A 15097-nucleotide genomic window follows, 5' to 3' on the forward strand; every position below is an offset into this window, starting at 1 on the left:
AAATGATTTTTTATTTCCATAACACAGAACCTCCACTAAGTCTTTTGACGCCACGTATCGCTGAAAGATCGTCGACAAGCTGCAGAGCTGCGAGGTCTTTTTTCTTTGCTTCAATCATGATGTCAGCATCTTCTCCGTATTCCTTCAACATGTCTATAAACGGAATGGCAAACTCACTGTCCACATAATCTGCATGACTCCGGTAGGCGCTAGCAGATTTGGGAGAGGAAAGGTGGTATTTCGGTAAAAGTCCTTTTGGCTTCCATGTTTCATGAACGCGTTCAAAAAAGCGCTCAGGTAGTCCGTCGCCTGGATTCGCTAGATGATGATGGTAATCGAAAATAAACGGGACGCCTGTTTGCTCACATGCCTCGAGCGTTTCTTTCGCATTGTATGTTTTATCATCATTTTCAAGCGTCACATGCGAGCGAAGATGAGAAGGAATGGAATCGAAATTCGCGTAAAAACGCTTAAGGGTTTCGTCTTTATCTCCGTAAGCTCCACCAATATGTATATTAACGATGGAGCGAGAGTCTAGTCCCATCGCATCTAGCATAGCAACATGATAGTCCAAGTCACCTATAGCATTGTCCGTTACGTGTTGTTTTGGGCTTGTAAAAAGAGTGAATTGGTTCGGGTGAAAGCTCACACGAAGGCGGTGCTTTTGAACAAGCTCACCGATCTCTTCAAACATGTCACGGAAAGGCGTAATGTAATCCCACTTTGCTTCAGGATGCGTCGCAAGCGGAACAATGGAAGAAGACATACGATACAAATCAATTTCATGTGCAATATTGTAGTGCAGCGCACGTAACGTACTCTTTAAATTCGTTTCTGTAATTGTATGAAGTTTCTCTGAACGTTCTTCTTCAGAAAGCTTTGACCAGGTGGAAAAAGTCATTGTACGCGCCGGTGAAGCTTCGTGCAACGCAAGTGCGTTTGATACATATCCAAATCTGAGCTTCATAATAAGTGGTCTCCTTTCAAAAAAAGGGCTGGTCATTTCTTTCCCTGTGCAAGCGAATTGAAACAAAGGAAAGCACATCGAACTTTTTAAAGAAACGGACTGAAGAGTCTTGCTAGTGGGGCAAGCACTCGGTTTCCGATCGTTCGATCTTGAAGTCTCTTCAAGTCGAGACGTTCACATTGTAGAATGTCTTTTTGGATCGCTTCTTTGATTTCAACAATGAGAGAAGGAGTGCTGATAATGCAGTTGATTTCGCCATTAATGTGGAAACTTCGTTGATCAAAATTCGCTGTGCCAATGTCACACAATGTCTCATCAATGATCATAACTTTGGCGTGGTAGAAGCCATTCATATATTGATAAACTTCTCCACCGGCACGAATCAGTTCAACGAGGTATTCATATGAAGCTTCTTTTACAAGAGGATGGTCGGCACGCATTGGCAAAATAACCTGGACTTTAATACCGCATTTCAGGGCGCGTAGCAGGCTCGTTTGAACAGTTTGTCCTGGAATGTAATAGGGGGAGCCAACGATAATAGATGTTGTAGCTTTATCAATATACGAGGCAAAAGCTTCCTCTACGCTATTACCATTCGTAATATGAAACGAGACTTTATGCTGACCTGTTTCGAGCGGCGGTATATAAACGTTATGCTTATTAATAGGGGAATGACTCTCTTCCCAATCAAGGAAAAATTGATCTTGAAGTCCTTGTACGGCTTCGCCAGTCACGCGAAGGTGATAATCTCGCCAATATCCAAACTTAGGATCCTTCCCTACATATTCGTTTCCAACGTTAAAGCCACCAACGTAGCCAATCTCTCCATCAATAACAGTGATTTTTCGATGATTACGCTCATTTATGGAAGTGAAAAATCGTGGGAAAGAAATTTTTCTGGAATAGGAAAAAACGATGCCACAGGAGGTCATTTTTCTTATGGTGGCTTTCTTTAAGCTGTGACTACCTCCATAGTCCACGAGTAAATAGACAGAGACGCCAGAGGTTGCTTTTTGACAAAGATGCTCGATAACCATATGTCCCGTGGCGTCATCTCGAAAAATATAAAACATCATATGAATTTGATAGACTGCAGCATCAATATCATTTATTAGTGCTCTAAAAAAATCATCTCCATCATTAATGAAAGTCAGGTTTCCCGTCATTTTTTGACGTGAAGAGGAAGGAGCGAGTTTTCTTTTCTTATTGCCTGTATGAAGGTCGGTTATTAACCACAATATGAGTGCGAGTAGGACTGTTAAAAAGATCTCCACGATTTTCCCCTCCTTTCAATAGTTGCTGTTGACTTAGTTTGTCCTAAACTTAAAAAAAGTAAAAAAAATTCTCTGACTGAATGCTCATTCAGTTATTTATGTGTTATACTGAAGTCAGAAAATTACTTTCATTCTGACTTAAAAGCGTTTTCATAAATTGTTTGAACTGTCGGGGAGCATCTTTGTTCAAGCATCACGAAGCGGCTAAGAAGGAATGACACGAAAGGAGAGGTTTGCCAGCATGGATGTTTTATTGATCGCTAACTGGATTGCTTTCATTCTTGTAACCGCTTACGCGTTCTTCTTGTTTGGGTATGTTGTGAAGACTCGATATGAATACATTAAGCTTGGAAAGAAAGCAGAATTTGATCATTCCATGAAAGAACGACTAGAAGCTATTGTAGTCAAAGTGTTTGGGCAAAAGAAATTACTTAAAGATAAGAAGAGTGGAACCATCCATGTGATGATGTTCTACGGTTTCCTTCTCGTTCAATTCGGTGCAATCGATATGATTGTGAAAGGTTTATCACCGGGGTCACATCTTCCTCTTGGACCGCTTTACCCAGCGTTTACGTTTTTCCAGGAGCTCGTGACGTTAATGATTTTAACAGCAGTTGTATGGGCATTCTACCGTCGCTATATTGAGGCAATCGCTCGTTTAAAGAAAGGTTTTAAAGCGGGACTTGTACTATTGTTCATTGGACTTTTAATGATATCCGTTCTTTTTGCAGGCGGTATGGAAATTATCTGGCATGATGCTGGTTATTCATGGAGTGCGCCAGTTGCTTCGGGAATTGCTTTCTTATTCTCATGGATTAATGAAACAGCAGCGATTGCGCTATTCTTCTTTTTCTGGTGGATTCACCTGCTCGTGCTTCTTACATTCATGGTGTATGTACCGCAATCCAAGCACGCTCACTTAATTGCAGGACCAGTCAACGTTTTCTTGGGTCGTACAAACAAAGTAGGGCAGCTTGCATCTATTAACTTTGAAGATGAAAGTCAAGAAACTTACGGTGTGAATACGATTGAAGATTTCAATCAGAAGCAGCTAGTTGATTTGTATGCCTGTGTGGAATGTGGACGCTGTACGAATATGTGTCCAGCAACGGCAACAGGAAAAATCCTTTCTCCGATGGATTTGATCGTTAAGCTTCGTGATCACCTGACAGAAAAAGGCGCAGCCGTTACATCAAGAACGCCGTGGGTTCCTGCATATGCATTTTCTAACACAGCAGGAAATCAAATTGCTTATCAATCACGAGGTCAACAGGAAACAGCTGCAGCAGCTGAGGGACTTGTAAGCGATGGATTAATTGGCAACGTGATTACAGAAGAAGAAATTTGGGCTTGTACAACGTGCCGTAACTGTGAAGATCAATGTCCAGTTGAGAACGAGCACGTTGATAAAATCATCGATATGCGTCGTCACCTTGTCTTAATGGAAGGGAAGATGGATAGCGATGTGCAGCGTGCGATTACGAACATCGAACGTCAGGGCAACCCGTGGGGGATTAGCCGTAAAGAGCGTGAGAATTGGCGCGATATGCGTGATGATATCGTTGTTCCAACAGTAAAAGAAAAAGAAAAAGCAGGCGAAGAATTCGAATATCTCTTCTGGGTTGGCTCGATGGGCTCTTACGATAATCGTAGCCAGAAGATTGCCGCTTCCTTTGCGAAGATCATGAATGAAGCTGGCATTTCGTTCGCTATTCTTGGTAACAAAGAAAAGAACTCTGGCGATACGCCACGACGTGTAGGAAACGAATTCTTGTTCCAGGATCTTGCACAGAAAAACATTGAAACGTTCCAAAAGCATAATATTTCTAAAATCGTTACAATCGACCCTCATGCTTACAACTCACTTAAAAATGAGTATCCAGAGTTTGGACTTGAGGCAGAGGTTTATCACCATACCGAATTATTGTATGACTGGATCAAAGAAGGAAAACTGAAGCCGAAACACGAAGTAAACGAGAGAATCACGTATCATGATTCCTGTTACCTCGGACGTTACAACGAAGTATACGATCCACCACGTGAAATTCTTCGCAGTATTCCAGGCGTTGAAGTGATCGAGATGGACCGCAACCGCGAAAATGGTATGTGCTGTGGCGCCGGCGGCGGTTTGATGTGGACGGAAGAAGATACAGGATCTCGCATTAACGTAACGAGAACGGAACAGGCACTTAGCGTGAAGCCATCCGTTATCGGAAGTGCGTGTCCTTACTGCTTAACGATGATGAGTGATGGTACGAAAGCGAAGGAAGTAGAAGAAGAAGTAGCAACACTAGATATTGTCGAGATTTTAGAACGCTCCATTGTTCAAAAAGAAACTGTTCTCCAATAGACTGTTTGGCAAAGGGTTAGCTTATGCTGGTTTTTACGACCGGCATGAGCTCTTTCCTTTGTTACTTTGTCGGTAAGGTGAGCGAGCGTTCAGTCGCAATTTAATCAATTATGGTAGCGTTTTCAAAAATGGGAGGAGAGGTTTTTGTGGGCAGAACGGTCATTGTTAGCGGTGTGAGAACGCCGTTTGGAAAATTTGGTGGGGCTCTTAAATCAATAGAAGCATCTAAGCTTGGTGGAACAGCGATTAAAGAAGCTTTGGTTCGCGCTGGAATTGATCCTGCGGATGTAGGAGAAGTGATTATGGGGTCTGTCCTTCAAGGTGGTCAAGGTCAAATTCCATCTCGTCAGGCAACAAGACACGCTGGTATTCCTTGGGAAGTAAAGACGGAAACGATTAACAAAGTATGCGCTTCAGGTCTTCGTAGCGTGACGCTCGCTGATCAAATCATTCGCTCTGGTGATGAAGAAGTCATTGTTGCCGGCGGAATGGAATCGATGAGCAACGCCCCATACATCATGAAGGACGCGCGCTGGGGCATGCGAATGGGCGACAAACAAGTGGTTGATCTCATGGTGCATGATGGCTTAACGTGCTCGTTTGATGGTTGTCACATGGGCGTTTATGGAAACACGACAGCGGAAGAGTATGAGATTTCTAGAGAAGAGCAGGATCGCTGGGCGACAAGAAGTCAGGAGCGTGCTGTGAAAGCGATGGAATCGGGGGTTTTTGCAGAAGAAATTATCCCTGTTAACGTGCCACAGCGAAAAGGAGATCCTCTCGTCGTTGAACATGATGAAGCACCTAGAAAAGGCACAACAGAGGAGCAGTTAGGAAAGCTAAAGCCAGTCTTCGGTGCCGACGGAACCATTACAGCTGGGAATGCACCAGGTGTAAATGATGGAGCTGGGGCGCTTGTCCTTATGTCTGAAGAACGTGCTTCAAAAGAAGGCAAAGAAGTCATGGCCACAATTCTTTCTCATACAGCAATTGCTGTTGAAGCAAAGGATTTTCCTAAGACGCCGGGTCTCGTGATCAATGAGCTATTGAAGAAAACAGGAAAATCAATTGAAGAAATTGATCTATTTGAAATCAATGAAGCGTTCGCAGCTGTAGCGCTAACGAGCGGAAAAATTGCCTCACTCGATGAAGAAAAGGTCAATGTGCACGGTGGTGCAGTGGCACTTGGTCATCCAATTGGAGCAAGCGGTGCACGCATTTTAATAACACTTATTCATGAATTGAAGCGAAGCGGCGGTGGCATCGGAATAGCAGCGATCTGCAGCGGCGGTGGTCAAGGCGACGCTATTATGGTTCAGGTATAGAAGGGAGCATGATGATGGAAATCAAAACAATTATGGTGATTGGTGCAGGACAAATGGGAGCTGGAATTGCACAGGTGTGTGCAGCTTCTGGTTATACCGTGTATTTAAATGATTTGAAGCAGGAGTTTCTTGATAAAGGCCTTGAGAGAATTGAGAAAAACCTCTCGAAACAAGTTTCCAAAGAGCGGATTACGCAGGAAGATCTAAGCGGAACGATGGCACGTTTGAGAGCGACGACAGATCTGCAGGATGCAAAGCATGTAGACATCGTCATTGAAGCAGCTGTTGAGAACATGGAGGTGAAGTGTAACCTTTTCGCACGGCTGGATGAAATTGCGCAAGATCATACGCTTCTTGCAACGAATACATCCTCTCTTCCAATTACGGAAATTGCGGCATCAACAAAGCGCCCTGAGAAAGTGATTGGTATGCACTTTATGAACCCGGTGCCTGTCATGAAGCTTGTTGAAATTATTCGCGGTCTAGCAACAACAGACGAAAGCTACCAGGCCGTTGAAAAGCTAGCGGTGGATCTCGGTAAGACAGCGGTTGAAGTAAACGACTTCCCAGGATTTGTTTCCAACCGAATTTTGATGCCAATGATCAACGAAGCGATCTACACCGTTTATGAAGGTGTGGCATCCCCTGAGGATATCGATAGCGTGATGAAGCTCGGCATGAATCATCCAATGGGACCATTAACTCTCGCAGATTTTATCGGTCTTGATACGTGTCTTTATATTATGGAAACGCTTCAAGAAGGATTCGGCGATGATAAATACCGCCCATGTCCGCTATTACGTAAATATGTAAAAGCTGGCTGGCTCGGACGTAAGACAGGAAGAGGCTTCTACCAATACCAGGATTAACACCACGAGGAGGAACGAGCATGGAGCTTGTATTTACGGAAGAGCAGAAGATGATGCAGAAAATGGTGCGTGATTTTGCGGAAAAAGAAATCGCGCCAATCGTTGAAGAAATGGAAGAGACGGATCGTTTTCCACGCGAAGTGATTAAACGAATGGGCGAGCTTGGTTTAATGGGGATTCCGATTCCAGAAGCTTATGGCGGAGCGGAAATGGATTATACGTCATACATCATTGCAATCCATGAGCTCTCAAAAGTGAGCGCCACGGTCGGCGTGATTCTATCGGTTCATACATCCGTTGGGACACTGCCGATACTAGCGTTTGGTACAGAAGAACAGAAAAAGCGCTACATTCCGAAGCTAGCAACCGGAGAATACCTTGGTGCGTTCGCGCTGACGGAACCTAGTTCAGGATCAGACGCAAGCAGCATGAAAACGCGCGCTGTCCGAGATGGCGATCACTACATTTTGAACGGCTCAAAGATTTTCATTACAAACGGCGGCGAGGCGGATACGTATGTTGCCTTTGCAAGAACAAATCCAGAGGAAAAAGGAAGCAAAGGCGTAACTGCTTTTATTATCGAACGTGACATGCCTGGATTTAACGTTGGGAAGAAAGAAAAGAAAATGGGGCTAAACGGCTCGAATACGGTTGAAATCATTTTCGAAGATTGCCGTGTGCCAGTTGAGAATCGTCTCGGCGAAGAAGGTCAGGGATTCAAAATTGCGATGGCAAACCTTGAGAGCGGCGCATCGGGATCGCGGCACAGTCACTAGGAATTGCTGAAGCGGCGCTAAATTACGCGACGGCTTACGCGAAAGAGCGTCACCAGTTTGGTAAGCCGATCGGGCAAAATCAAGGTCTCGGCTTCAAGCTTGCCGATATGGCAACAGAAGTAGAGGCAGCGAAACTCCTAACCTATCGTGCGGCTGACCTGAAAAACCACGGGATCCCTTGCATGCAGGAAGTCTCGATGGCGAAGCTCTTTGCATCGAAAGCAGCCGTGAAAGCCTCGATTGAAGCGGTTCAAGTCTATGGCGGTTACGGTTACACGAAAGATTACCCTGTAGAACGCCTATTCCGAGACGCGAAAGTATGCGAAATCTACGAAGGAACGAGCGAAATCCAGAAAATCGTCATTAGTCGGAACTTGATGAAATAGAGAAAAGCGGAAGTGACCGAGGTTCTGGTCACAGCAGCTGGATCAGAAAAGCCAGGTATATCCGTTTTATTGTCCAAAAAACCATTATATTGGCCAAACTTCATTTTTATTAGCCAAATTCGAGATATATTGTCCAAAATCAACTTTTATTGTCCAAACCACCAAAAAGGAGAGAAACAGGATGAATTTTCAACTATCAGAAGAACATGAAATGCTACGGAAAATGGTGCGCGACTTTGCGAGGAAAGAAGTAGAACCAACAGCGGCTGAGCGTGATGAAGAAGAGCGCTTTGATCGAAAGCTTTTTGATCAAATGGCTGAGCTTGGTTTAACGGGCATCCCATGGTCAGAAGAGTGCGGTGGTATTGGCTCAGATTATTTAAGCTATGTGATTGCAGTGGAAGAGCTATCGCGCGTTTGTGCATCTACTGGTGTAACGCTTTCTGCGCATACCTCCCTTGCAGGCTGGCCGTTGAATGCGTTTGGTACAGAAGAGCAGAAGCAGAAGTTCTTACGTCCAATGGCAGAAGGTAAGCTAATGGGAGCTTACGGTCTCACAGAGCCAGGGTCAGGATCAGATGCGAGTGGGATGAAAACGACGGCGAAGCTTGATGGCGATCACTACATCTTAAATGGCTCGAAAATTTTCATTACAAACGGCGGCGAAGCGGAAATATATATCGTGTTTGCTCAGACCGATAAAGAAAAGGGTCATAAAGGGATTACGGCGTTTATCGTTGAAAAAGGAACCCCTGGTTTCTCAATGGGTAAGAAAGAGAAAAAGCTCGGCATTCGATCTTCTCCTACGCTCGAAATCATTTTTGAAGACTGCCGTGTGCCGGTTGAAAATCGTCTTGGCGACGAAGGACAGGGATTTAAAATTGCGATGAAGACGCTTGATGGTGGGCGTAACGGAATTGCGGCTCAAGCTGTCGGCATTGCACAGGGTGCGCTTGATGCGGCAACAGCTTATGCGAAGGAGCGTAAGCAGTTTGGCAAGCCGATCGGCGCAAATCAAGGCATTGGCTTTAAGCTCGCTGATATGGCAACCAAAATTGAAGCAGCTAGACTATTAACTTACCAGGCCGCATGGAAAGAAAGTCAGGGTCTTCCTTACGGCAAGGAATCGGCGATTTCTAAGCTATACGCTGGAGATATCTCGATGGAAGTAACAACAGAAGCGGTGCAAGTCTTTGGTGGCTATGGCTATACGAAGGATTATCCAGTTGAGCGCTATATGCGTGATGCGAAAATTACGCAAATCTATGAAGGTACAAATGAAATTCAGCGTCTTGTTATTTCAAGAATGCTGATGGCTGATTAAGAAGCGCTATGCATCCACTCGCAGAACGACTTTCAAATCAGGATGAACGTGCGCTCGCAAAGGCGATCAGTCTTGTTGAAAATGATGCTGAAGACAAACTGGAATTACTGAAGGATATCCACCCGATGACGGGGCGTGCCCACTATATTGGGATGACCGGATCACCCGGTGCCGGTAAAAGTTCGCTCGTTAACAGGCTGATTACCCACCTTAGAAAGCAGGATCTCACTGTTGGTGTTGTGGCCGTTGATCCAACGAGTCCGTTTAGCGGGGGTGCCCTTTTAGGAGATCGTGTCAGGATGGCGGAGCATTTTACCGACCCTGGTGTCTTTATCCGAAGCATGGGAACACGATGGAGCCTTGGGGGGCTTTCTCGAACGACGAAGGAAACGGTTCGCTTAATGGACGCTTTTGGATTCGATGTCATTTTAATTGAAACGGTTGGGGTTGGGCAATCAGAGCTCGATATTATGAGGATCGCGGATACGATTGCCGTAGTGTTGAACCCAGGTAGCGGGGACGTTGTGCAAGTCTTTAAAGCTGGCATTATGGAAATTGCGGATCTTTTTATCGTCAATAAAGCAGATTTACCAGGTGTCCCCAAGCTACTGGCTGAGCTTGAAAGCATGCTCGATCTGGTGAAGCATGATGCGCCTTGGCGTCCACCGATTGTGAAGGCGATCTCTGTTCAAAATCTAGGTCTTGAGAATGTTTGGAAACGAATGCAGGAGCATTTTGAATACAGTAAGGAGTCTGGTGAGCGCGATGCTAGACGCAAAACCTCACTTGAACGAGAAGTGATCGAAGTGGTGCATGATGAAATGATGAAGCAGCTTATGGAGCGCGAAGCAGAAGATAATGGCTGGATTGATGAAGTGAAAAGTGGCGCCATCGACCCTTACTCAGCCGCTGTGAAGCTGCTTCAGGATTATATGGGCAGCCTTGAGAGGAAGGGGATGGGAAGGTGAAGAAAAACGTTCCTTCGATGGTAAAGGATGAAAAACTCATTCAGAAACGACGTGAGCAAATGATCAAAGCAGCGGTCTCCCTTTTTAAGGAAAAAGGGTTCCATCGTACGACAACGCGAGAAATTGCGCGTGTTGCTGGCTTTAGCATTGGTACGCTGTATGAATACATTCGCAAAAAAGAAGATGTGTTATATCTCGTTTGTGACAGCATTTATGATGAAGTGAGAGAGCGTCTAGAAGATCAGCTTAAGCCTGACATAACAGGAATCGAGCGTTTAAGGCAGGCCCTTCATGCGTTTTATCATGTGATGGACGATATGCAGGATGAAGTGCTTGTTATGTACCAGGAAGCAAAGTCCCTTCCTCGGGAAACGCTCCCTTATGTATTGAAAAAAGAGCTAGGCATGGCAGAAATTTTTGAGCGATTGATTGAAGAATGTGTAGCAGAAGGAAAACTTCGGCTTACAGAAGAGGAAATTTACGGAGCTGCTCATAACATTCTCGTGCAGGGACAGATGTGGGTGTTCAGGCGCTGGGCGCTTCGGTCTCATTATTCCATTGAAGAGTATACAAGAATGCAGGAGGCTTTTTTGATTCAAGCTTTAAATCCTGTAGAAACTACGAACCGATAGAGGAGGAACAGCAGTGAGTGTTGTCGAAACGTATAAACCAGTGAACCATGTTCGTTTTGTAACCGCTTCAAGTTTGTTTGATGGTCATGATGCATCTATTAACATTATGCGCCGCATTCTACAGGCGAGCGGTGCAGAAGTTATTCATCTCGGACATAACCGCTCTGTTGAGGAAGTCGTGAACGCTGCCATACAGGAAGATGCGCAGGGAATTGCAATCTCGTCTTATCAAGGCGGTCATATGGAATACTTTAAATATATGTATGACCTTTTAAAAGAAAAAGGCGCTTCACACGTTAAGATTTATGGCGGTGGGGGCGGCGTTATTATTCCTAAGGAAATTAAAGAGCTTCATGCTTACGGAATTTCTCACATTTTTTCACCTGATGATGGAAGTGATCTCGGTCTTCAAGGCATGATCGATATGATGATCAAGGAATGTGATTTTCCGACGTTTAAACAAATTGATAACCAGATTGATCGCTTGCATGAGCGCGATCCGCAGGCTGTTTCAAGTCTCATTACCCTTGCTGAAAGCTATGGAGGAGAACGTACAGAAGAGACGGCGGCCGCTGCTGAGCAAGTGTTTGATAAGCTAAAGAATATGGCAACCGACTCTCCAGTTCTTGGGATTACTGGTACTGGTGGGGCTGGGAAAAGCTCCTTAACTGATGAGCTTGTACGTCGTTTCATTAATGAATTTGATGATAAGACGGTAGCGATCCTTTCCATTGATCCGACAAAACAAAAGACTGGTGGCGCTCTGCTCGGTGACAGAATCCGTATGAACGCTATTCACAATGACCGCGTGTTTATGAGAAGTCTCGCAACGCGAAAATCAAAAACTGAGCTTTCACTTTCAATACGTGAAGCGTTAACCGTTGTGAAAGCGGCTGGATATGACTTGATCATTATTGAAACAAGCGGAATTGGCCAGGGGGATGCCGAGATCGTTGAAATTTCCGATGTTTCGATGTACGTGATGACAAGTGAATTTGGTGCGCCTTCACAGCTTGAGAAAATTGATATGATCGATTTTGCGGATTTGATTGTGATTAATAAATACGAACGTAAAGGCTCTGAAGATGCTCTGCGTGACGTGAAGAAGCAATATCAGCGTAGTCACATGCTGTTTGAGCAAAATCTAGATAACATGCCTGTCTACGGCACAATCGCAAGTCAGTTTAATGATCCGGGCACGAATACGCTTTTTAAAGCATTGGTTGATACGATTCATCGTAAATGCCGAAATGACTGGGCAACAAACATTGAAACAAGTGACATCGTGGAAAAGCTGAATCTCATTATTCCACCGCAGCGTCAGCAATATTTACAGGACATCTCTAGTTCCGTTCGTCGTTACCATGAATATGTCGAAAAGCAGGTTCAGCTTGCAAGAAAAGCCTTCCAGCTTCAAGGGACGATTGAAATGCTAGAGAGTGCGGAAGGCAATGACGACACGATTGCGATGCTCTCTAAGATGAAAGATGAAAACATGGATGATATGCATGGGGAAACGCGTAAGATTATCGAAATCTGGCCTGAAGTGAAAGAGAAATATAGTGGGAAAGAATTCATTTCCGTTATCCGCGAGAAAGAAATTGTAACAGAACTAACGACGAAGAGTCTTTCAGGATTGGATATTCCAAAGGTATCTCTACCGAAGTATGAAGATTGGGGAGAAATTGTGCGCTGGGTATTGAAAGAGAACGTGCCGGGCTCATTCCCGTACACGGCAGGCGTCTTTCCATTTAAACGAAAAGGAGAGGACCCGAAGCGTCAATTTGCAGGCGAAGGAACGCCTGAGCGAACGAATCGACGATTCCATTACCTCTCTGAGAACGAAGATGCGAAGCGTTTAAGCACCGCTTTCGATTCTGTGACGCTTTACGGAGAAGATCCTGACTATCGTCCTGATATTTACGGAAAAGTTGGCGAGAGTGGCGTGAGTATTTGTACACTCGACGATATGAAAAAGCTTTATGCAGGCTTTGATTTATGTGCACCATCGACTTCAGTATCTATGACGATTAATGGCCCTGCGCCGATCATACTCGCAATGTTTATGAACACGGCGATTGAGCAGCAAATTCAAGGGTTTGAAGAAAAAGAAGGTCGTAAAGCAAACGAGCAGGAGCTTGCCGATATTAAGGCAAACACGCTTAGCACGGTTCGTGGTACCGTTCAGGCGGACATTTTAAAAGAAGATCAGGGTCAAAACACATGTATTTTCTCAACAGAATTTGCGCTTCGGATGATGGGGGATATTCAGGAATACTTCATCAATGAGAATGTGCGCAACTATTATTCAGTGTCAATTTCCGGCTACCATATTGCAGAAGCGGGTGCGAATCCTATTTCACAGCTGGCGTTCACGCTTGCGAATGGCTTTACGTATGTCGAGTATTATTTAAGTCGCGGTATGGATATCGATAAGTTTGCACCGAATCTTTCCTTCTTCTTTAGTAATGGACTTGACCCAGAATATACCGTTATTGGAAGAGTGGCGCGCAGAATTTGGGCGACGGTAATGAGAGAGAAGTACGGGGCAAATGCTCGTAGCCAGAAGTTAAAGTATCATGTGCAAACGTCAGGACGTTCATTGCATGCGCAAGAGATGGACTTTAATGATATACGCACAACATTGCAGGGCTTAATGGCGATTCATGACAACTGTAACTCGCTTCATACGAATGCTTACGATGAAGCTGTCACAACACCAACAGAGGAATCCGTTCGTCGAGCTATGGCAATTCAAATGATTATTACGAAAGAGCATGGACTGACGAAGAATGAAAACCCACTACAAGGTTCATTCATTATTGAAGAATTAACAGACCTTGTGGAGGAAGCTGTTCTTAGAGAATTTGAGAAAATTAACGCGCGTGGCGGTGTATTGGGTGCAATGGAGACACAGTACCAGCGCGGTAAAATTCAAGAAGAGTCTATGCATTATGAGATGCTAAAGCATAGCGGTGAGCTTCCGATCGTTGGAGTGAACACGTATAAGAATCCAAATCCACCTGCAGAAGAAGAGTGGAACATGGAGCTTGCAAGAGCGAGTAAGGAAGAAAAGGAACAGCAAATTACAAACTTAAAGCAGTTCCAAGAAACGCATTCGGATACGACAGAAGATGCGCTGAATCGCTTAAAGAAAGCAGCGTTAAGTAAAGGAAATATTTTCGAAGAATTAATGGAGACGGTGAAAGTAGCAAGTCTAGGACAAATTACAACCGCACTCTATGAAGTTGGTGGAAAATACCGTCGAAATATGTAGACCGTTAAGAACTTGTCAAATGCAAGCGTTCATATTATTGTAGGAGGAAGGAGTAGCCTTCCTCCTTTTCGTACGAAAAGGTACATCATTTGAAGGTGAAATCCTTCTATTTCAATAGATTTGTTTGAAAATCGTAGCATAGATTGCGTAATTTTGTTTATAATGAATGGTATGTTTTGTATTAGGATTTACAAGTAGCTTGAAATAAATGCTATCGTTTAAAAATAGTGATAAGCTAGTTTCTCAAATTAGCAGCTATTATTCATAGGAGATAATTGAAAGGGAGTGCCGATATCGTGAATAGCTTAAAGCAGCTGTCTGCTGAAGACATCCAAGAAACATCCATGATTGATATTATGTATTTCATCCTGCAGGACGAGAAAAAACCTGTTTCTTTCTATACGTTAATGGAACGAATTGGAAAGATGAAAGGTCTAACTTCTTCTCAGCTTCAGGACATGCTTGCAGAAGTTTATACAAACTTGAACACAGACGGTCGTTTCGTAACGCTTGGAGATAACCAGTGGGGCCTTAAGGGCTGGTATCCTGTTGAGCAATCTCAAGAAGAGCTTGCAACGACGATTAAACCAAAGAAACGCAAGAAATCAACCGACGATGAGCTTGGTTTCGACGAAGATGATGAAGACGATCTTGAAGATCTAGAAGTAGATGATCTTGACGACTTTGACGATGATGACTTCGATGATGATACAGAAGATTTGGACGATGAAGACATTGATGATGACGATGATGACGACGTGGAAGACGACGAAGAAGAAAAGAAATAATTTCTGTCGCTTCTTGACTTTCGGTAGTGAAATCGGTAGAATCATTTTTGGGCTTCACCAAAATACTAAACTAATTTATAGATACGATATGAAAACAAAAGTGCCCCCTCATTTATGGGACAGGTGCCACTTTTGTTTTTTTTGTTTTTTATACTTTAAGG

At 44.1% G+C, this 15097-nt stretch carries 10 protein-coding genes and 1 pseudogene; 9 read left to right on the plus strand and 2 right to left on the minus strand.

Annotated features, from left to right (window positions below):
* Positions 1-10 precede the first annotated feature (10 nt).
* Both uvsE and cls read right to left on the minus strand, forming a co-directional pair.
* Positions 11-967, minus strand: a complete 957-nt coding sequence (uvsE, locus tag ACIFPW_RS14320; protein WP_430245240.1) for a UV DNA damage repair endonuclease UvsE — start codon at positions 965-967, stop codon at positions 11-13.
* 86 nt (positions 968-1053) lie between these two features.
* Positions 1054-2241: a cardiolipin synthase gene (gene cls / locus ACIFPW_RS14325; protein ID WP_430245243.1), complete on the minus strand. Its 1188-nt coding sequence runs from the start codon at positions 2239-2241 to the stop codon at positions 1054-1056.
* Positions 2242-2482: 241 nt separating this feature from the next.
* On the opposite strand from cls, the gene ACIFPW_RS14330 reads away from it, so the two are divergent.
* The 9 genes and pseudogenes from ACIFPW_RS14330 to rpoE all read left to right on the plus strand — a co-directional run bounded on the left by ACIFPW_RS14330 (position 2483) and on the right by rpoE (position 14936).
* A complete protein-coding gene (locus ACIFPW_RS14330; RefSeq protein ID WP_430245245.1) occupies positions 2483-4591 on the plus strand; it encodes a heterodisulfide reductase-related iron-sulfur binding cluster in 2109 nt (702 codons plus the stop codon).
* A gap of 146 nt (positions 4592-4737) precedes the next feature.
* Complete coding sequence (locus ACIFPW_RS14335) at positions 4738-5916, plus strand: acetyl-CoA C-acetyltransferase (RefSeq protein ID WP_430245247.1); 1179 nt, start codon at positions 4738-4740, stop codon at positions 5914-5916.
* Positions 5917-5930: 14 nt separating this feature from the next.
* Positions 5931-6785: a 3-hydroxybutyryl-CoA dehydrogenase gene (locus ACIFPW_RS14340; RefSeq protein ID WP_430245249.1), complete on the plus strand. Its 855-nt coding sequence runs from the start codon at positions 5931-5933 to the stop codon at positions 6783-6785.
* 20 nt (positions 6786-6805) lie between these two features.
* Positions 6806-7947: pseudogene (locus ACIFPW_RS14345) on the plus strand (acyl-CoA dehydrogenase).
* A 181-nt stretch (positions 7948-8128) separates the two neighbouring features.
* Positions 8129-9271, plus strand: a complete 1143-nt coding sequence (locus tag ACIFPW_RS14350) for an acyl-CoA dehydrogenase (RefSeq protein ID WP_430245251.1) — start codon at positions 8129-8131, stop codon at positions 9269-9271.
* A gap of 8 nt (positions 9272-9279) precedes the next feature.
* Positions 9280-10239 carry a methylmalonyl Co-A mutase-associated GTPase MeaB gene (gene meaB, locus ACIFPW_RS14355; protein WP_430245253.1) on the plus strand — a complete coding sequence of 320 codons (960 nt, stop codon included), beginning with the start codon at positions 9280-9282 and terminating at the stop codon, positions 10237-10239.
* A 17-nt stretch (positions 10240-10256) separates the two neighbouring features.
* The gene (locus ACIFPW_RS14360) at positions 10257-10871 is read left to right on the plus strand and encodes a TetR/AcrR family transcriptional regulator (protein WP_430245337.1); all 615 of its coding nucleotides are present in this window, start codon (positions 10257-10259) and stop codon (positions 10869-10871) included.
* A gap of 13 nt (positions 10872-10884) precedes the next feature.
* Complete coding sequence (gene icmF / locus ACIFPW_RS14365; protein WP_430245256.1) at positions 10885-14148, plus strand: fused isobutyryl-CoA mutase/GTPase IcmF; 3264 nt, start codon at positions 10885-10887, stop codon at positions 14146-14148.
* A 296-nt stretch (positions 14149-14444) separates the two neighbouring features.
* Positions 14445-14936 (plus strand): DNA-directed RNA polymerase subunit delta, encoded by a 492-nt coding sequence (rpoE, locus tag ACIFPW_RS14370; RefSeq protein WP_430245258.1) that lies wholly within the window; start codon positions 14445-14447, stop codon positions 14934-14936.
* Positions 14937-15097: the final 161 nt, after the last annotated feature.

It is taken from the genome of Pseudalkalibacillus sp. NRS-1564, assembly GCF_050467905.1.
In the GTDB taxonomy this organism is placed as follows: Bacteria; Bacillota; Bacilli; order Bacillales; family Guptibacillaceae; genus Guptibacillus; species Guptibacillus hwajinpoensis_B.